Genomic DNA, 19,785 nt, shown 5'->3' on the forward strand with positions numbered 1-19,785 from the left:
TGGAGCTAATTAGGAATTTTACTTTCTTCGAAGTTTGTGCGTTGTTTCGAAGGTGGGTCGATTTTATGCCAAAGACTGCTGCGATTGAAGATTTGCTGAAGGTGATGGCCAGGCTGCGTTCACCCAAGGGATGTCCCTGGGATCGTGAGCAGGATCATAAATCCTTACGTTGGCATGCCGTCGAGGAGGTTTATGAGCTTATGGATGCCATCGAGGCTGGTGACGATCATGAGATGGCTGAAGAGTTGGGGGACCTCTTATTACAAGTGGTATTTCACTGTCAAATGGCGCAGGAACGAGGTGCCTTCAATTTTGAAAAGGTCGCTCGCCATCTTGTGGATAAATTGATTCGAAGGCATCCGCACGTTTTTGGTAATTCAAAAGTAAAAACAGTGGATGCGGTATGGGCGCAGTGGGAGCAGATCAAGAAAGCCGAGAAAAAGGGCACCAAGCATGAGCGCCCTTCGGCGCTGGATGGCATCCCCAAACACCTGCCAGCCTTGATGCGAACAGAAAAGCTGCTTAAGAAAGCGCGCAAAGCCGGGTTGTTGGAAGCAGGCGCCGGGACCGGCAAGCTCTCCAAGGCGGTTGTTGGCCGCAGGTTGTTTGAACTGACCAAATATGCCCAGCGAAATAAATGGTCGGCCGAGAGCTTGCTGCGCGCAGAGATGAAAAAGGAAGAGCGCAACCTTCGAAAACTGGAGAAGGCGCGCGAACGCAAGAAAACCACGAACTAATTTTTGTGACAATCCGCACTTCTGTGCTTACTTAAACATTGATATGACTGATCCACGATACGCGAAACTGGCGAAATTATTGGTTGAATATTCAACAGAGTTGAAAAAGGGAGACAAGGCATTGCTCGACATGATCGATGTGCCGGATGAGTTCACGGTCGAGTTGATGCGCGCGGTGCGGGCTGTAGGCGCAACCCCGATCGTGGAAGTGCGGCACACGCGAATCACCCGTGAGGTGCTAAAGGACACAAATGACAAGCATGCTGCATTGGTCCGTGACCTCGAGATGTTCCGGATGAAGAAAATGCAGGCCTATATCGCGATTCGCGGAAGCGCGAATGCCAGTGAAACTTCGGACGTGGCGAGTGACCGAATGTCCTTGTACTCGCGCATCATGCGCCCGGTGTTGAACTACCGTGTGAACAAAACCCGCTGGGTGGTCCTGCGCTGGCCGAGTCCGAGCATGGCCCAGGCTGCCAGCATGAGCACGGAAGCCTTTGAGAATTTATACTTCGACGTCTGCACCATGGATTACCAAAAGATGGCGAAGGCGATGGCGCCGCTTGAGAAGCGAATGAAGAAAGCTGATCACGTGCACTTGAAGAGTCCCGGCACGGATCTGACCTTCAGCATCAAAGGCATTGGTGCAAAAATGTGCAAAGGTGATCGCAACATTCCCGATGGCGAAGTCTTCTCCTGCCCAGTGAAGAACTCGGTAAATGGATATATCACTTTCAACACACCAACTCTTTATTCCGGCACCAAGTTCGAGAATGTGCATCTCGAATTTAAGGACGGCAAAATTATCAAAGCCACCGCCAATAATACCAAACGCTTAAACGAGATTTTGGACACCGACGCCGGGGCACGTTACATCGGAGAATTCTCCCTTGGTTTCAATCCTTATATCCAAAACCCGATGTGCGACATTTTGTTCGACGAGAAAATTGCCGGCTCGTTGCACTTCACTCCGGGCCAGGCATATGAGGTTTGCGACAACGGCAATCGTTCAGCCGTCCACTGGGATATGGTGTTAATTCAACGTCCGGAATGGGGCGGGGGAGAAGTGTGGTTTGATGGCGAACTCATCCGCAAGGAAGGTATGTTCATTCCCAAAGACCTGAAGCCGCTAAACCCGGCCCATCTTAAGTAGTTTAACTGATAGTTCCTTTTCATAAAAAGAGACGGCCTTAATTGGTCGTCTCTTTCGTTTTTCTTATGAAACCTTGAAAGTCTCGAGATCGATCAGCCTTCCTTCAAAATGGCCAGGAACTGCTTCACTGCTGGTGACAGCACCTTGTTTTTCTTGTAGATGGCTGCGAGCGGGCGATAAAAATCCCCGTCTTCCAATTGTATTTGAGTGAGCGTCTGCTTGGCGACTTCCTGCAAAATCGTGCCCTGCGGAACGATGGAGATACCCGCATCAATTTCCACGGCCCGCTTCACGGTTTCAATGTTATCGAACTCCATCACGTGATTCACCTCAACGTTTGTGTCCTTTAAAATTTTATCCAAGGCCTTGCGCGTGGGGATGTCCGGTTCAAAGCCGATGAACTTTTGGCCGGTGATCGCCTTGAGTTTGACACTCTTGTTTTTGGCGAACGGATGTTGCGGATGACAAATCAGCACCAGCGGATCCTTGCGCAGGGAAACAGTTTCCAGCTTGCTTTCACGAGTGGGATACGCCACCAAACCCACGTCAACAACGTTGCTCAGCACATCGTCATAAACCTGGTTTGCACGACGGTATTCCACGTGCACATTGACCGTCGGATAACTCTTGAGAAATTTTTTGATGTAGGGCGGCAGGTCGTGAAGTCCGATTGAATAAATGGTGGCGACACGAATGGTGCCGGAAATAATGTCCTTAATCTCCTGCAACTTGCTATGCAATGAATCGTGAGTCTGGATGATCTGCTTGGCAAATTCGTAAAGCACCTGACCTTCGCGCGTAAGCCGAAACTTTTTTTTGCTGCGTTCAATCAAAAGGGACTTGAACTGCCTCTCAAGAGAACTTATCTGCTGGCTGACCGCCGATTGAGTGACATTATTAATCTGTGCGGCTTTGGTGAAACTTTCAGTTTCAGCCAAATCGCAGAAGACTTTGAGACTTTCGATTTGCATAAGTTATGTTTATTGAATCCAAAACTGTCCAGTCAGTCAACAGGTGTAGGGTAACTTGATGATGACAATGCGTGTTTGACCTTCAGCAGGAGGTCCTGACCGGTGAAGGGTTTTGTAAATAGGTGATTTCGTCCGATGCCGGCATTGCAAACCACGCCGGCCGCAGCCAGCAGGAGCGTGGGCCAAAATGCTTTTTCCAATCCGAAAACGACGTCAGACTTCATGGTACGCAACGACAACTCTCTGAACTTAACTTAATTAACATACGTGTTTTCTCCAAATAAAATTACCAATTTAAGAAGGAACATCCAGAAAGGCCGCGGGCAAAAGTTCGCGCACCGTGAATTCCTTTATCTTTTTTGGAAACTTACTGTCGGCAGTCCAGACCTTCGCATCCGGGGCGTATTCCGATAAAAGCTGCCGGCACGCTCCACACGGCATTGGAGTGCCCGGTGCACGAGCCACCACCGCAACCGCCACGTACTTCTTAAAACCCTCCGTCAAACCCTTGAACAAAGCAACCCGCTCAGCGCAACAGGTCAGGCCATAACTTGCGCTTTCCACGTTGGCGCCGGTGATGATTTCACCCTTGTCCGTCAATAACGCCGCCCCCACCTGGAATTTCGAATAGGGTGCCACGGCCATTTGGCGTGCTTTCAATGCCGCCGCGACCAGTTCCGCTCTCTTATCAGCCCTTCGCATACAATTTTGCAAAACTGTTAAGCAATCGCGCTGCCATATTCTTCACTCGTTCGGCAGTCTCAAGCACTTCGGCATGGGAGAGCGTATCCCCGCCACAGCCTGCCGCTAAATTCGTTATGCACGAGACACCCGCTACATTGATGCCACATTGACGCGCCACAATCGCCTCCGGAACCGTGCTCATCCCCACCGCATCCGCCCCCAAGGTCGCAAAGGCGCGTATCTCTGCCGGGGTTTCATAGCTCGGACCCGAAACCGCCAGGTAAACCCCCTTTTGCAGCTTCAATCCGCACAATTTCCCCGCCTTATGCAGCAACTGACTCAATTGCTGGTCATAAGTGCACGTCATATCCACAAAACGCGGCAATTTCGCTATCGTCGGTCCTCGTAACGGATTGATTCCCATGAAGTTAATATGATCCGTTAACACCATGAAATCGCCCGCCTTGAACTTCCGGTTTACCCCGCCTGCAGCATTGGTCAGCAACAAATCGCGAATCCCAAATTCCGCCAGAACTCTCGTCGCATAAGTCACTTGCTCCATCTCGTGACCCTCGTAGTAATGCGCCCGACCACTCAAAACCAGCACCGGCGTCTTCCCCAGATACCCCAAAATCAACTTCCCTGCATGTCCACTGACTCCCACCGGTGGAAATCCCTTCAACTTTTCGTAGCTGATTTCCAGTTCGATTCGCATCTCTGCGATTGCCTGTTGGAAACCGCTGCCCAAAACGATGGCAAGCGTTGGCCTAAGTTGGGACAGCCTGCCTAATTGCTGCGCCGTGATTAGTGGATTTAATTGAGCATTCATCCTGATTCGAATCCTGCGATTCTATCCATCCACTTTGCACATTTCCAATCCTCATTTCATCGACTTGATTTATTTTATTTCTGCACTACGCTCGCACCTCTTAGAGAAATAGATATATGGAATTAGACAATGACCAAATACGGCGTTACTCCCGCCACCTGATCCTGCCCGAAGTCGGCCTGGCCGGACAAAAGAAAATCTGCTCCACCAGCGTCCTTTGCATCGGCGCTGGCGGCCTCGGTTCCCCCATCGCCATGTATCTCGCCGCCGCCGGCATCGGCAAAATTGGCATCGTCGACTTCGACACCGTCGATTTCTCCAATCTCCAACGCCAGATCATACACGCCACTGCCGACGTCGGACGTCCCAAGGCCGACTCCGCCAAGGAAACCATTCTCGGCATCAACCCGACCTGCGAAGTCGTCATCCATAACACCCGGCTCTCCAGCGAAAACGCCCTCGACATCATCCGCCAATACGACATCGTCGTCGACGGCACCGACAATTTCCCGACTCGTTATCTCACCAACGACGCCTGCGTTCTCCTCAAGAAACCCAACGTCTACGGTTCCATTTTCCGATTCGATGGCCAGGCCAGCGTCTTCGCACCGCACCTCGGCGGACCTTGTTACCGCTGCCTCTATCCCGAACCCCCGCCACCCGGCATGGTTCCCAGCTGCGCTGAAGGCGGCGTCCTCGGCGTCCTCCCCGGCATCGTCGGCTGCATCCAGGCCACCGAAATTTTGAAGCTCGCCATCGGCAAAGGCACCTCCCTCACCGGACGCCTCATGCTCTTCAACGCCCTCGACATGAAGTTCCGCGAGCTCAAGCTCCGTCGCGATCCCAAGTGCCCCATCTGCGGCGACCATCCGACCATCAAGGAACTCATCGATTACGAAGTGTTCTGCGGCATCCCGACCGAACCCGAAGTCACCTCCGCGAACCCCGATGAAGTCACCGTCCAGGACATGAAACGCGCCCTCGACGACCCCAAGCTTAACATCAAGGTCATCGACGTCCGCGACCCCGACGAATACGAAATCTGCCACGTCGATAGCGTCCCCCAGATTCCACTCGGCGAACTCCCGAACCGCTTCACCGAACTCGATCCCAACCAGCAGTTGTACATCCACTGCAAGAGCGGTGTCCGTTCCATGAAAGCCCTGAAGTTCCTCCGCGAACAAGGCTACAAATACGTCAAGAGCGTTAAAGGCGGCATCAACGCCTGGTCTGACGAAATCGACCACTCCGTCGCCAAGTATTAAAGCCAAATTTAGTTCACGCTCCTTAAACATATTTTTGTCAGTCACCCGAGACGCCCTCAGCGGCGTCTCTTTTTTTCAAGGTAGGGCACGTCACTCCGTGCGCGCCGCACTAACAATTCCCCCGATCTCACAACTCCAATTGCCACGACCGCGCACGCGACCCGCAGCGCAATCCCATTAGTATTTCTGAAAATCAAAATTTGAAAGATATCATCGCCCGGGTTAAATTCCGGGCCTGACTGGTTGGGTCAAGACGTTTTGGAAGGAATGCATGGAGCCAAAGCGGAAATCTCAACACAGCTTTAGCCAAAGAGGAATATGCACAACGGAAGGGAAGTAACGTCTCAATATCTCAGAAAGACTAATCAAAATTAAACCATCGGAAGGATATGAAAGTGAAACTCGCCTCAAAAAAGCCCACGCTGTTTTTGCTGCTGACGTTCTCAATTTTCTTTTCAGAATTTTTCTCCGCGCACGCCGCTCCCGGCATTCTCGATACTACCTTCAATAAAACCGGCAAGGTCCGCACCGGTTTCGGCGGTGGAAACGCCCAGGGCTATGCCATGGCAGTCCAACCGGATGGCAAGCTGATCCTCGGCGGCGTGGCCAACAAGGATTACCCAGGCGTGGGCGGCGCATTTGTCCTCGCTCGTTTTGACACAAACAACGTGCTCGATTCCTCATTCGGCAGCAGCGGATCGGTCATCACTCCTGTGGGTGTGCCGACAAATACCTATTATAGTGCGGCCGCGACCGCGATCAAGGTGCAGGCGAATGGTAAAATCGTCGCCGGAGGCTTTGCCAACATCGGCACAACCTATCCTGACTTTACCATTATACGCTACAACTCCGACGGTTCGCTGGATACCACCTTCGGGACCAACGGCACCGGCATTGTTTCCAAAGATCTGGGCCAAGCTGCAAAAATCACCTCCATGGGAATCCAGCAGGATGGCAAGATCGTGGTCGGCGGATACCTGCTGCCGTCCCTGGGATCCTCCGGTGGTGTGGGTGCGGTGGTCGCCCGCTATCAAACCAATGGAGTTCTTGATACTTCCTTTGGCAACAACGGCATCGCGCTGGTTGCCGCATCAGGCAAGAACGATGCTGTGTATGGCCTGCTCCTCCTTGGCACCGGTAATATCCTCGGTGTTGGTTCCGCCACCAGAAGCGGTGACAATGGAATTGATTTCGCCGTCTATCGCTTTACCACCAATGGCGTGCTGGACACCGCTTTTGGCGGGACCGGCCGGGTGCTGACGAAGACTACTACTACCACTGTCTCATACATCGACGAAGCTCAGGCCGTCGGTTACCAACTGGGAAACTTCACAGTGCAAAATCCGGATAAATTGGTTGTAGTGGGATATCATTGGGATTTCTCGGGCAACAACCATGTTTACCAGACTATTGTCCGCTACCTTCTGGATGGCTCTTTGGACACCTCTTTCGGAAGTGGGGGCGTTACCACCAATATCATTGCCAGCGTCCCAGGTTTCGGAGACTACGGCGTCGGCGTGGTTGTCCAGGGAGATTTGTCTCAGCCCCGCAAAATCGTGGTGGCCGGTTATGCCAACGCCAGCAGTGGGGACTATTTTACCCTTGCCCGTTACACCGCCGCTGGCGCGTTTGATACCACTTTCAATGGCACCGGAAAACTCGTCATCCCGACCGGTCCCGGGGCGTATGATGTCGCAGCCGCCTTCGGATTGCAGGCGGGTCAATACGTGGTGGCCGGCACCAGAGAGATCAATGGGCACAACAGCGTCATGATGGCGGCCCGCGTTACCTCCACAGGAATCCTTGATACCAACTTCGGCACCGGCGGCATCATCACCGCCGATGTCTCGGACATCGGTTCCCGGGCCAAGGCTCTGGCAGTCCAGGCAGATGGCAAAATCATCGCTGCTGGTTCTGGAAACAACGGGGTGCAAAACTTCATGGCGCTCGCTCGTTATCAGACCAATGGCCTGCTCGATCCCTCTTTCGGTGCTGGCGGCCGGGTCATCGCGCTGGGCTCAAACGATGTCGCTTCGGCCGTGACCATCCAACCCGACGGCAAAATTGTCGCTGGCGGATCAACCAGCTCGCAGTCATTCGCATTGGCTCGTTTCCAGACCAACGGCCTTCCCGACCCTTCCTTTGGCACTGGCGGCAGAATAGTTACCTCCTTCAGCGGAACTTCCGAGGTGCTCTCGCTGCTGAGCCAGCCCGATGGAAAAATTATTGCCGCAGGCGATGCAAGCGATACCAGCGGCTATGCCACTTTCGCCCTGGCCCGATACAATACCAATGGCACATTGGATGCCACCTTTGGCAGCGGCGGCAAGGTGACAACGGGTTTCACCTCGCCGAGCATCAACGAGGCATACGCCATGCGACTGCAACCTGATGGAAAGTATCTGCTCGGTGGATTTACGGAATTCGTCGTGGGTTCCGGTGTTGAGGAAGATTTTGCGATGGCGCGTTACAACACCAATGGCGCGCTCGATTTCTCCTTCGGCTCCCTGGGCCGTGTCTCGGCCACTGTTGCCGCTGGAACACTGGACATCGGCTACTCCATGGCCCTCCAGCCTGATGGAAAAATCCTGATGGCTGGTGGCGCTGCCCTGGGAGGCAACAGCTACGTCGCCATCGCCCGCTTCAACACCAACGGCACCGTCGACAATTCCTTCGGCAGCGGCGGTTCCGTGATCAACCAGGTGGGTGCTGCGGCTGACTACGCCACCGCGCTCACACTCCAACCCGACGGCAAAATCGTCATCGCCGGTTCCAGTCAAAACGTGAACTTCAAATTCTTCGCGCAACGTTACAACTCCGATGGTTCAATCGATGGTTCCTTCGGCACGGGAGGCACAACTTTGATCGATTTTGGCACCGGCACAAACGAATATGCCTACGCGCTGACGCTCGACGCATCCGGTCGCCCCGTGATCGCAGGCGATGCCGGCGGTTCCTTTGGCGTGGCGCGGCTCGGGAGAAATCCCGAGCTGACAATTGCCGTGACCTCCACGAATACCGTGCTCGTCTCCTGGCCCTTGCCATTGACAGGTTGGAACCTCCAGCAAAAATCAAACCTCAACTTGGCAAGCTGGAGCACACCCACCGAAACGGTGCATAATGATGGCACAAATAATTTCATCATCGTCAGCCCACCCACCGGCACCCGTTTTTACCGCCTGATCTATCCATGAAACCCTGAGCCGCTCCCCACCGCGCCAGCAATTAATTATTCGGTGGAATGAGACTCCGTCGAATTCTGACACCGTTGGTGATTCCATTCATCCCATCGAGCTTATCCGCGCACGCGACCCATGATTGCAATCCTCGCGCCAGCAAACAATTGTAGGGTAGGGCGTACCTCTGGAGACTGTCTCAAAACTTGAATGTGTTTTTTGGGGGGAGCGTCCAAGAAAATGATGGCTCACGCGATTGCTCCTGATTACGGACAGCAGTTTATTTTCCCTCCAGCCTTGGAAGACTGGGTGCCCAAGGATCATCCGGCCCGCTTCCTGCGCGAGTTTGTCGACCAGCTCGATTTGTCATTGCTGGGTTTCGTCATGCCTTCAGCCACCGAAGGCCGTCCGCCGTATGCGCCCAGTCTGCTGCTCAAGATCTGGCTCTATGGTTATTTTCACCGCATTCGCTCCACGCGCAAACTGGAGGCAGCCTGTCGGGAGCACTTGTCCCTGCTCTGGCTGACTGGGCTGATTCAACCTGATCACAACAGTCTCTGGCGTTTCTGGCGTGATAACCAAAGGGCATTGCGCGAGATTTTCAAGCAAACCGTGCAGGTGGCCGTGCGAGCTGGCTGCGTCGGTCTGGCGTTGCAGGCTTTGGACGGCACGAAAATCGAAGCCTGCGCCGCCGGCCCCAGCAGTTGGAGCCGCGAATATATGGAAAAACTTTTGAGCGCGCTGGACGAAGCCCTGGCCCATACCGAGCTGGCTATCGTGCAGGAGGAGCGGGCACAACCGGGCTATCGTCTGCCAGCTGGCCTGGCTGAGCGTCAGGCGTTGCGGGAACAAATCAAAGGCGGTCTGGCGCAACTGGCCGCCGACGGGCGCGCTTACTATCATCCCGTGGAGCCTGAGGCCCGGCGCATGAAGGTGGATGGCAAAAACCGCTTTGCCTATAACGCGCAAGCCCTGGCTGATGAGAAGACGGGCGTCATCGTGGCCTGTGAGGCCACCCGGCAGGAGACGGACGTGGAACAGTTGGTGCCGATGATTGAACAAGGACGTGAAAACGTTGGCATCGCCGCGTTGAACACCCTGACCGTGGCCGACACCGGCTACGGAGCAGGAGCCGATTTGCGGGCAGCGAGTGAAAAAGGTTTAAATGTGCTGGCTCCGCCCATGGAGGGCTCCTCCACGGCGGACCAACCCTACGCCACGCGTTACTTCCACTATGACGCCAAGGAGCGGACGGTCACCTGTCCCCAGGGCAAAAAACTGGATCACGAAGGACACACCACCAACAAAGGCCAGCGCGTTGAGCGTTATCGCTGCCACTGGCGCGATTGCCCGGTGCGGGCGCAGTGCACGCGTGACCCCAAGGGACGGCAACTGGAAGTGCGGCCCCACACGCCCCAGGTGCAGGCGATGCGAGAGCGTCTTCAAGAACCACCGGCCCGGGCACTCTGGAGCCAGCGGGGCCAGATCATTGAGCGCATTTTTGCCCAGATCAAACAACATGAGGGCTTCCGTCGGTGGACTGTGTGGGGACTGGCAGCAGTAAAAACCCAGTGGGCCATGCTGTGCGCAACCCTCAACCTGCGGGTGCTCTATCAAACCTGGCGGACAAAAAGGGGAACCCGGCCGGTGGGTGCACAAATGGCGGCTCGGCTGATGCGGCAACGCAAAAAGTGGGGCTTCGCACTCACAACCGCTACCCGGCATATGGCAGGACGAAGATCACCGTTAGCGTCTTCTACTTTCTTCGCCCGCTCCAACTCGAATCAAGCCTGTGCTAGCTAAAAACTTTTGAGACAGTCTCTCTGCGGACGCCCTGACATGGCCCGCGATTTAATCCCTCTGAATTGCTTCCAACCGCGCACGCGCCCCACGATCCATTCCCACCTGGATTTTTTTCCGACGTTATAAATTATCCATTATCAATTATCCATTGATTCCCGTCTCCACCCTCGCACCCTCCCCACGACTCAATCCCACCTCACCGGAGCGCCGGTTTCCAAACCGGCTTGGCCTGACAACAAACCGGGCACGCCCAACGCGTGCGCGACCCATGCCTCCAACCAAGTGCGCCAGCCATCAATTGGCGTATGGAATAATGCCCGCATGGAAACGCCCCGTCTGGAAAGACCTGCCGCGCGTTCCCTGACATTGCCTCAGATTCATGAGGCATGAATGAAGATGGAGAAGATTGACAGACAGTCCGTGGAGTTCCGAAGCAACAAAGCATTCAATTTCCAAACAGCTTCTGCTAAACTATTCGATAGCGTATCTTTAATGGCAAATAAAATGACCACCCCTGATCGCAGTACGGCCGCCGCCTTTCCACAATATCTCGCAGGCGAAGTGGTGGCAGATAGCGTGGCGCTCCAATGGCCAGGACTTTATGCCCGGCGCTGGCGGCTTCCACGCGTGGTGGATCATTTTCTCGTGCCCGCCACTCCAGAACCTCACATTTCCTGCAATCTTCGAGGTATGGCGGAATTCCGTGAACGGGACGTGGGTGGGACATGGATCACGCGACAGATCCACGGAGGCGACCTGTTTGTCACACGCTCGCGCACACCATACGAAGTAGACTTCCGGTCTCCGCCCGGCGAGGAACTCGATAACCTTTCCATCCACATCGCCGTTGAGCCGTTTTTGGGCGCGCTTGAGGCGCGTTATCCAGGAAAGGCAGACCACGTGCAGGTCGTTGATTATTTTGGACGCGACGAAATCCTTTGGCCCATCTGCCTCACCTGCGCCGAGCTTCTCGCCGCACGCGTGCCCGGCAAATCGCCCCTGATCGCAGCGCTCACTCAACTCTTCGCCGCGCATCTGGTTGAAAAATACACCGATGCCGCCGCCAAAACGCTAGCCTATCGCGGCGGCCTCCCCATTCGCCAACTTCGCAAGGTCGAGGATTACGTCACCGGGCATCTCGCAGAGGCAATATCAATCGAACAACTCGCCGAACTGGTGGAACTGAGTTCCTCGCATTTTGCCCATGTTTTCAAGGAGTCCACGGGCATGACTCCGCTGCAGTTTGTAACCCGCCAACGTGTCACGCGCGCCCAGCAATTGATCCGCGAAACTTCACGCAGTCTCATCGACATTGGCCTCGAAGTGGGCTACACCAGCCCCAGCCATTTCGCGCAAGTCTTCCGACGCGTAGTAGGCGTCACTCCAAATCAATTCCGAAGCTCGCTTTAAAACAGATTCTTAGTTTCCCGCAGGATTACAACAGGGAGCGCAGGATCGCGAGAGAAGGACTCATTCACTTGAGGCAATGTGCTTGCGTTAACCCGATATGGGAAACGCGAAACAGTGCAAACACGATGAGACAATCATCAGCTACGACAGATTCATCGGCCCGAAGTAGATTGATCACAGAGGAGAGACTGATGAAGAACGAATTTATCAAGAGAACGAAAGGACATTTATGCGTGCAACAATAATGTATTGTGCTGGCGACGTGCGGGTTGAAAACGTCCCCGACGCCACTATTGTGAATCCCACCGACGCGCTGGTGCGTGTCACTCGCGCCTGCATCTGCGGCAGCGATCTGTGGCCTTACAAGGATTTGGCCCCCACGGAAAAAGGCCGCCGCATGGGCCACGAGGCGGTCGGCGTCGTTGAAGCCGTTGGCAAACAGGTGCAGAAGGTCAAAAAAGGCGATTTCGTCATGATGCCATTTGCCTTCTCCGACGGCGAATGCGCGTTTTGCCATGAAGGCTTGCAAACATCTTGCGTTCATGGCGGATTTTTTGGCTTCAGTGAAGGAGTGGGCGGAGCGCAGGCTGAGGCAATTCGCATACCGTTTGCGGACGGCACGCTCTTCGTGCTGCCAGTCCGTGAGGATCACGCGCTGTTGGCTTCTCTGCTCACGCTCTCGGATGTAATGGGAACTGGCCATCATGCAGCCGTTGCGGCAAGAGTCGCTCCCGGCAAAAAAGTCGCAGTCGTCGGCGACGGCGCCGTCGGCTTGTGCGGTGTCATCGCTGCCAAACGCCTCGGCGCCGAACAAATTATTTTGCTTGGACGGCATCCGACTCGGATCGCGCTGGCAAAGGAATTCGGCGCAACGGACATCGTAAAGGAGCGGGGCGATGAAGCGATTGAGCAGGTTCGTAAGATCACTGGCGGCTTTGGTGCGCATTCCGTGCTCGAATCCGTCGGCACCGAACAATCCATGCTCACGGCTGTCAATATCGCGCGACCAGGTGGTGCGATCGGTCGCGTCGGAGTTCCTCATTATCCAAAGGCTCCTGCCTGGGAACCGACGTTCTATAAAAACATTACCATCAGCGGTGGCCCCGCGCCGGTCCGCGCCTATGTCCAGGAGCTGTTGCCCGATGTGCTTGAGGGTCGCATTCAGCCCGGCTGCGTCTTTGACCGCGTGATTGGCATCGACGAGGTGCCGGACGGCTACCGTGCCATGGACAAACGCGAAGCCATCAAAGTGATGGTGAAACCGTGAACTAAGGAAACATGAGAAAGGAGTAATAGCTTATGAACAGTAATGAGAATAATCCAAAGGACCGAAGCGCTCATGCCTTTCGCAAGATTGCGCCAGCGCTTGAGCGTTACACCGAAACAACACTTAACGAAGTCTGGCAGCGGCCTGATCTTTCTGCGCGCGACCGCAGTTTGGTTACAGTTGCAGTACTGATTGCACGCAACCAGCCAGCCGCGTTGGCCACTTACATCAATGGCGCACTTGATAGCGGAGTGAAGCCAGCAGAGATTTCTGAAGTGATAACACATCTCGCGTTCTATTCCGGGTGGGGGAATGCGATGGCAGCAACGAACGTGGCCAATGACGTTTTCGAGGAACGAGGGATTGGCACTGACGCGATTCCTTCCGCTTCAGGCCAGTTGTTGCCGCTCGACGATGCTGCCGAATCAAAGCGAGCAGCTGCAGTTGAACAAAACATAGGTCCCGTTTCACAGGGCGTGGTGCAATACACGAGCAATCCGCTGTTTCATGATTTGTGGCTGCGTCCTGCGCTTGCTCCCCGTGATCGCAGTTTAATCACTGTCAGTGCGTTAATTGCCAGCGGCCAAGTCGCGCAAATCACGTTTCACTTGAATCGTGCCATGGATAACGGCCTAACGAAAGCGCAAGCCTCAGAGGTATTAACCCACCTGCTCTTTTACGCCGGATGGCCAAACGTTATGTCCGCCGTGCCGGTAGTAAAAGATGTGTTCGAAAGCCGAAAAAAGTAAGTTTCTAAATTTCGCCATCCACAAATTCAGAAAGAAATATGAAAGCAACAAAGCAATCAATCCCGACCCGCACATTGGGTAAAGCAAAATTGGAAGTGTCAGCCATCGGCCTTGGCTGCATGGGAATGAGTTTTTCGTATGGACCGCCCAAAGACAAGAAGGAGATGATCGCACTTCTTCGCGCCGCAGTTGATCGGGGGATTACCTTCTTCGATACCGCGGAAGTTTACGGCCCACTAACAAACGAGGAATTGGTCGGCGAAGCGCTCAGCCCATTCCGTGGCCGCGTGGTTCTCGCTACAAAATTTGGCTGGGTGCCTGCCCGTGAAGGTGAAGCGAGATGGAGTCGGCTGAACAGCAGGCCCGAACACATCATGAAAGTCGTCGAAGGTTCCCTCAAACGACTGCGCATAGACGCCATCGATCTGTATTATCAGCATCGCGTCGACCCCGAGGTCCCGATCGAGGATGTCGCAGGTGCTGTGAAGGATCTTATCCAACAAGGTAAGGTTAGGCACTTCGGCTTGTCCGAAGCATCGGCACAGACCATCCGCCGAGCTCATGCAGTCCTTCCGGTTGCCGCAGTGCAAAGCGAATATTCTCTTTGGTTTCGCGAACCGGAAAAAGAGGTGCTGCCCACATTGGAAGAACTTGGGATTGGTTTTGTGCCATTCAGCCCTTTGGGGAAAGGCTTTCTCGGCGGCAAAATTGACGAAAGCACAAAATTCGATAGCTCTGATTTCCGCAACACCGTTCCCCGTTTCACTCGCGAGAATCGAAAGGCGAACCGCGCAATAGTTGAACTGCTTGAGAAAATTGCCGCACGCAAGCAGGCTACTCCCGCTCAAATTGCTCTCGCCTGGCTGCTTTCTCGGAAGCCATGGATCGTTCCCATCCCCGGAACGACTAAGCTGAGCCGATTGGAGGAGAATATTGGAGCACTGGAGGTGCAAATTTCTTCCGATGATATGCACGAAATAGAAATCGCTGCGTCGCGGATCACATTCCATGGGGCTCGGTATTCGCCGGAGCACGAACGGTTAGTCAACCGATGAAGGCATTGCGAAGCTGAGGAGGCCTTTTATGACATCAGGTTTTGAAAGCAAAGTCGCCGAAAATACGATGCCATACGCCATGTCAAAACTTAGGCCTCGAAAATATCAACAGCCGAGAGCCCATATTGAGACCTTGATTGCCCGAACATTCAAACGTGAAAGGAAATTACATGATGAAAAATCCATTGGACTTCAGCGGCAAGGTGGCGCTTGTCACCGGGGCCGCAGCCGGCATGGGGCTGGCGACGGCGCAACTATTTGCGGAAGCGGGAGCAACGGTCGTGCTGGCCGATTTCAAGGAGGACGCGATCAAGGAAGTAGCTGAGAAGCTGGTTGCCGCCGGTCACAAGGCGCTCGCCATGCGCTGTGATGTGAGTGACGATGCGCAAGTGGCCGCTTTGGTGGACCGGACCGTAAGCGAGTTCGGGAGAGTGGACGCAGCATTCAACAATGCCGGGGTAATGGCGCGCATCGCGCCAACCGCAGAGAGCACCCGGGAGGAGTGGGAGCGTGTTATCGGGATCAATCTGCGAGGTGTATGGAGTTGCATGAAGCACGAATTGCGGCAAATGGAACGTCAAGGCAGCGGAGCGATTGTGAACAATGCGTCAGTTGGCGCATTGACCGGCAACCCCGGTATTGGTTCTTACATCGCCTCGAAGCACGGTGTCATCGGCCTGACGCGGACCGCGGCGCTGGAATACGCAAAGAAAGGCATCCGCGTAAATGCTGTGAATCCCGGCCTCATTGATACTCAAATCGGCCACGATGTTTTTAAGGGGGACGAAAATGTTTATGCCGAAGCTGCAAGGAGCGTTCCGCTCGGGCGCGCTGGCAGGCCGGAGGAAATCGCGTCGGTGGTGTTATGGCTGTGCAGCCCGGGTGCGAGTTATGTCATCGGTCACGGCCTTACGGTGGACGACGGGATGACGGTGGTATAACCACAGACACTCTCAAACAATTGCGTCATTTATTCACAGAAAACAAAGGACTTAATAGTTATGGAAATCAAGAAAGTTGGTTCACAAGCCTCCGCAAAAGGTCCGGCAGACTGGTTTACCGGCACCGTGCGAATTGATCCGCTATTTCAAGCCCCCGCACCGGCACGTGCGGCCGGTGCGAGTGTGACATTTGAACCGGGCGCCCGGACAGCCTGGCATACGCATCCATTGGGACAAACGCTCATCGTGATTTCAGGCTGCGGCCGCGTGCAGCGCGAAGGCGGCCCGATCGAAGAAATTCATCCGGGTGATGTTGTTTGGTTTCCACCCGGTGAGAAACATTGGCACGGCGCTGGCCCGACCACGGCCATGACCCACATAGCAATACAAGAAGCGCTGGACGGGAAGATGGTGGATTGGATGGAAAAAGTAAGCGACGAACAATACAGCAAACACTGAAGGAAAAAGCCATGCCACATGTCATCGTAAAACTATGGCCGGGAAAGTCGGAAGAGCAGAAGGCCCAACTGGCCGAGGCGATTACCAGGGATGTGATGAAAGTCTTGGGCTATGGTGAAGAGTCCGTCTCAGTTGCCATGGAAGAAATCAAAGCACAGGACTGGGCTGAGCAGGTTTACAAACCAGACATCATCGCCAAACCGGAAAAGATATATAAAAAACCGGGATACACAATGTGAAGTGCAGCAACAAACTGCAGCGCTTGAGTGTCGGTGACACTGTCAGTAAACGTGTGTTTTTTGCCTTTTTGTGGCTAAACCATCCATAGTTACCCTTTTCGCCCCGCAGTAGCTTTGTGTATCAGCGGCACCACCTTGTTGCCTACTAACTGAATCGCGTTTAACAACTTCTCCTGTGACAACTCCGCCACGTCCATCTGGAAAGTAAGCCGCGAGATGCCTCCCAACACTTCGCTGTGAGCCAGGATTTTCTTCGCCACTTCCTCCGGATTGCCCAACATCATCGCACCATGTTCGCCACGAACAGCATCAAAGTGCGCACGCGTGGTCGGCGGCCAGCCGCGTTCCTTGCCGATCTTGGTGAAGGTCTTGGCGTAGCCGGGGAAGAAATCGTCGATCGCCTTTTCCGTCGTTTCCGCGACGTATCCCAACGCATGCACGCCGACCTTGAGCTTCTCCGGCGGATGACCTGCGCGCTTGCCGTATTCCCGATAGAGATCCACCAGCGGACGGAACCGCCGCGTCTCCCCGCCGATGATGGCAACCATCAATGGCAATCCCAGCGCACCGGCGCGCGCGAACGATTCCGGCGTCCCGCCCACGCCAATCCAGAGGGGTAGGGGGTTCTGCAAGGGACGCGGATAAACACCCTGGCCCGTGAGCGCCGGCCGGAATTTGCCGGACCAGTTTACGAATTCGTTCTCACGCAACTTCAGCAGCAAGTCCAACTTCTCGGCAAATACCTCGTCGTAATCCTCCAGGTTCAATCCAAACAACGGAAACGATTCAATAAACGAACCGCGCCCCACGACCATTTCCGCTTGTCCCTGGGAAAGCAAATCCACCGTCGCGAAATTTTGAAACACGCGTACCGGGTCCGCCGCGCTCAACACCGTTACTGCGCTGGTCAGCCGAATGCTTTTCGTGCGCACCGCTGCCGCTCCGAGAATGACCGCCGGAGCCGAATCGAGATATTCCCGGCGATGATGCTCCCCAACTCCAAACACATCCAACCCCGCCTGATCCGCGAGTTCAATGCGCTGAACCAGATTGCGAATGCTCTCCGACGCACTGACTTCTGCGCCGCCGCCCTCATCCGGAAATCGCGCCGCAAAACTATCCACCCCAACCTGCATGGCGAAGTTCGCCCTCCCTTTGTTCATCTGATTCCCTTTGTTCACATCCAATGATTCACTCATACCGCATCATACCACGCCCATGGCCTTCAGCATATCTTCAGATTATCATACAGAATGCTCGCTACACTTAGTCCTTCTCTCCATCGATCAAAGTCAGTTCGCCCATTTCTTTCCATACATTCTCCGAGAAATGGAACCAATTTTCCTCTTGATACTCCGATTTGCCATGCGTCTCGATGGAGCCTAAAGTGACATGCAGGCACAAACTGAGTGATTCAATTTTCTTCGCCTCGTCTCTTTGTGATTTGGTGTAAGCGGGCCTGAATTCTGCGCTCCCAATAAAAAATAGTTTATGGCATAAAAGATCGGGAGAATAATCCAGTGATGGTTGGATCCAACCAAACGGTTCTTCCTGAGCAGAATAGGAAAGCTCAATACAGCTACCCTGTGATAAAATGCGCTCGCGATCCTTTAAAGTGAAACCCCTGACCCATTCATCCTCTTTGTCTACGTAGATCGAGATATCACCCTCGGGTTTGAAGCCGTGCTTTCCAAAGCATTCGTCGATAAGCTTAAACGTCTGGCCAGTCAAGGGCAGTCCGTCGAAAGTTATTACCACCGAAGTCGCTTGTTTGCTCACAATGGCTTGTTTTTAGTTCAACAAGGCTGCTTCTTCAAGCTCGAGTAACCACGCAAAAGAAAACGGTCCAAATCATTTACTCATTTTCGTTTCCATCCGCGTTCATCTGAGTTTATCTGCGGTTCAAAGCTTTGTGCTTTTTGTGCCTCTTTGTGGCCAAATTATTCGTGTTTCTTCGTGTGAATTCGTGTTTAACTGACCTCAAGCGGCCTAGCAAACATCACACCCGTCAGCTTCGACGACCAATTCAGGCAGGTGCTGATGTCCGACTCAAGCGTCACCTTCATGTTGCTTTTGGACGACGACGCATCCATGAAATGCACGATGCCTTGTTCATCCTTGATGCAAAGACCTGTGTGCGCGATGTCGATGCCTTTCTCACTCGTGGCGACCCCTACGATGTCCCCCGTCTGCAGCAAATGCTCCGCGTCCTTCAACTTCGACATCGGCAAATACTTCAACTGCCGCGCATTGATCTTGTCCTCAAGCGCCTTGATGGTTGGAACCATCTCCGGATGTGTCTTGAGCTGCCGATAATTCTGCGGACGCTCCGACATAATGCCGACCTTCTGCGTGAACGGCTCGGCACCCGGCAAACTCGGAGTCAAGATTTTCACCACCCCCTTCTTTTCATTATCGTAAAACCAATCCGTCGTGTAATGCAACCGCGTCGTAAAATCACCCATCTTCCCGCCGCGATACCGCGTCGTCTGCACCTCGCTGATGAGGTCCGCCGGCGAGCTCTTTCCCTTCTTCAACATCCGAGCCATGCAGAGCGAATCCTCAAAGAACGTGACACAATCCAGCCCCTTAAAATTAACCACGCAATACTCCGCATCCTTCGAAAGCTCCAGAGTGAACCCCACATATGGCGTGCCATTCAACTCCATGGCAATCTTGCCCATCAATTCCCCAATTGGCAGCTTCTTCCAATTCTCCGCCGCCGCCTTGCTCACGATGCGATCAAAAATCTCCTGCCCATCGAAATGCTTGACCTGCTCCTGTACCCACTCCGCACTCTCCGCCAGCGCCGACGACCCGAGCAAGCCGAGTACACCGAGCGACGCATACCGCAACGCCTCCCGACGCGTTATCATCCCGCGATTCATGGAAATAGCCTTGGAAAGCAGCAACTGGTCATTCGTGGCTTTCATATTGGCCGACCCTACCACAACCAGGCCAAACCTTTCAAGCCACCAGTCCCATCAGTATTTTCATTGGAAATGCGAAACTCGCCATTCGCAATTCATGTTGCCACTCGTCACTTG

Annotated in this window: 18 protein-coding genes; 12 read left to right on the top strand and 6 right to left on the bottom strand. The window is 54.1% G+C overall.

The genetic code is table 11. From position 1 onward, the window contains the following. Positions 1-65 precede the first annotated feature (65 nt). Together mazG and CFLAV_RS17195 are read left to right on the top strand one after the other, a co-directional pair. Positions 66-737, top strand: coding sequence for a nucleoside triphosphate pyrophosphohydrolase (mazG, locus tag CFLAV_RS17190; RefSeq protein ID WP_007416054.1), 672 nt, complete (start codon positions 66-68; stop codon positions 735-737). Between the two features lie 43 nt (positions 738-780). Then, the gene (locus CFLAV_RS17195) at positions 781-1,890 is read left to right on the top strand and encodes an aminopeptidase (RefSeq protein WP_007416055.1); all 1,110 of its coding nucleotides are present in this window, start codon (positions 781-783) and stop codon (positions 1,888-1,890) included. 92 nt (positions 1,891-1,982) lie between these two features. Here the strand turns inward: CFLAV_RS17195 and CFLAV_RS17200 are convergent, their stop codons facing one another. The 3 genes from CFLAV_RS17200 to CFLAV_RS17215 all read right to left on the bottom strand — a co-directional run bounded on the left by CFLAV_RS17200 (position 1,983) and on the right by CFLAV_RS17215 (position 4,374). Further along, positions 1,983-2,861: a LysR family transcriptional regulator gene (locus CFLAV_RS17200; RefSeq protein ID WP_007416056.1), complete on the bottom strand. Its 879-nt coding sequence runs from the start codon at positions 2,859-2,861 to the stop codon at positions 1,983-1,985. Between the two features lie 294 nt (positions 2,862-3,155). Continuing rightward, positions 3,156-3,563, bottom strand: coding sequence for a cytidine deaminase (locus CFLAV_RS17210; protein WP_007416058.1), 408 nt, complete (start codon positions 3,561-3,563; stop codon positions 3,156-3,158). Continuing rightward, a complete protein-coding gene (locus CFLAV_RS17215) occupies positions 3,550-4,374 on the bottom strand; it encodes a purine-nucleoside phosphorylase (RefSeq protein WP_007416059.1) in 825 nt (274 codons plus the stop codon). Before CFLAV_RS17215 ends, CFLAV_RS17210 begins: the two co-directional genes overlap by 14 nt. Before the next feature lie 116 nt (positions 4,375-4,490). Between CFLAV_RS17215 and moeB the strand changes: the two genes are divergently transcribed. The 10 genes from moeB to CFLAV_RS17265 all read left to right on the top strand — a co-directional run bounded on the left by moeB (position 4,491) and on the right by CFLAV_RS17265 (position 16,738). Beyond that, a complete protein-coding gene (moeB, locus tag CFLAV_RS34200; RefSeq protein WP_007416060.1) occupies positions 4,491-5,639 on the top strand; it encodes a molybdopterin-synthase adenylyltransferase MoeB in 1,149 nt (382 codons plus the stop codon). Positions 5,640-6,028: 389 nt separating this feature from the next. After that, positions 6,029-8,833 carry a hypothetical protein gene (locus tag CFLAV_RS17225; RefSeq protein ID WP_007416061.1) on the top strand — a complete coding sequence of 935 codons (2,805 nt, stop codon included), beginning with the start codon at positions 6,029-6,031 and terminating at the stop codon, positions 8,831-8,833. Positions 8,834-9,055: 222 nt separating this feature from the next. Next, complete coding sequence (locus tag CFLAV_RS17230; RefSeq protein WP_160164605.1) at positions 9,056-10,618, top strand: IS1182 family transposase; 1,563 nt, start codon at positions 9,056-9,058, stop codon at positions 10,616-10,618. 504 nt (positions 10,619-11,122) lie between these two features. Further along, positions 11,123-12,028 carry a helix-turn-helix domain-containing protein gene (locus CFLAV_RS17235; protein WP_237712412.1) on the top strand — a complete coding sequence of 302 codons (906 nt, stop codon included), beginning with the start codon at positions 11,123-11,125 and terminating at the stop codon, positions 12,026-12,028. 229 nt (positions 12,029-12,257) lie between these two features. Next, a complete protein-coding gene (locus tag CFLAV_RS17240) occupies positions 12,258-13,295 on the top strand; it encodes a zinc-binding dehydrogenase (protein WP_007416064.1) in 1,038 nt (345 codons plus the stop codon). A gap of 32 nt (positions 13,296-13,327) precedes the next feature. Further along, on the top strand, positions 13,328-14,044 hold the full coding sequence (locus CFLAV_RS17245; RefSeq protein WP_007416065.1) for a carboxymuconolactone decarboxylase family protein: 717 nt from the start codon (positions 13,328-13,330) through the stop codon (positions 14,042-14,044). Positions 14,045-14,103: 59 nt separating this feature from the next. Then, positions 14,104-15,099 carry an aldo/keto reductase gene (locus CFLAV_RS17250; protein ID WP_085998875.1) on the top strand — a complete coding sequence of 332 codons (996 nt, stop codon included), beginning with the start codon at positions 14,104-14,106 and terminating at the stop codon, positions 15,097-15,099. A gap of 170 nt (positions 15,100-15,269) precedes the next feature. Continuing rightward, positions 15,270-16,040: a glucose 1-dehydrogenase gene (locus CFLAV_RS17255; RefSeq protein WP_007416067.1), complete on the top strand. Its 771-nt coding sequence runs from the start codon at positions 15,270-15,272 to the stop codon at positions 16,038-16,040. A 60-nt stretch (positions 16,041-16,100) separates the two neighbouring features. Then, positions 16,101-16,499, top strand: coding sequence for a (R)-mandelonitrile lyase (locus CFLAV_RS17260; protein WP_007416068.1), 399 nt, complete (start codon positions 16,101-16,103; stop codon positions 16,497-16,499). Positions 16,500-16,510: 11 nt separating this feature from the next. After that, complete coding sequence (locus CFLAV_RS17265; RefSeq protein ID WP_007416069.1) at positions 16,511-16,738, top strand: tautomerase family protein; 228 nt, start codon at positions 16,511-16,513, stop codon at positions 16,736-16,738. An 89-nt stretch (positions 16,739-16,827) separates the two neighbouring features. Here CFLAV_RS17265 and CFLAV_RS17270 read toward each other — a convergent pair whose 3' ends face one another. The 3 genes from CFLAV_RS17270 to CFLAV_RS17280 form a co-directional block, all read right to left on the bottom strand. Then, positions 16,828-17,874 (bottom strand): LLM class flavin-dependent oxidoreductase, encoded by a 1,047-nt coding sequence (locus CFLAV_RS17270; RefSeq protein WP_040549254.1) that lies wholly within the window; start codon positions 17,872-17,874, stop codon positions 16,828-16,830. A gap of 130 nt (positions 17,875-18,004) precedes the next feature. Next, the gene (locus tag CFLAV_RS17275) at positions 18,005-18,517 is read right to left on the bottom strand and encodes a hypothetical protein (RefSeq protein WP_007416071.1); all 513 of its coding nucleotides are present in this window, start codon (positions 18,515-18,517) and stop codon (positions 18,005-18,007) included. A 191-nt stretch (positions 18,518-18,708) separates the two neighbouring features. Beyond that, positions 18,709-19,671 (bottom strand): N-acetylmuramoyl-L-alanine amidase-like domain-containing protein, encoded by a 963-nt coding sequence (locus CFLAV_RS17280; RefSeq protein WP_007416072.1) that lies wholly within the window; start codon positions 19,669-19,671, stop codon positions 18,709-18,711. Positions 19,672-19,785 lie beyond the last annotated feature (114 nt).

It is taken from the genome of Pedosphaera parvula Ellin514, from assembly GCF_000172555.1.
Lineage (GTDB): Bacteria > Verrucomicrobiota > Verrucomicrobiia > Limisphaerales > Pedosphaeraceae > Pedosphaera.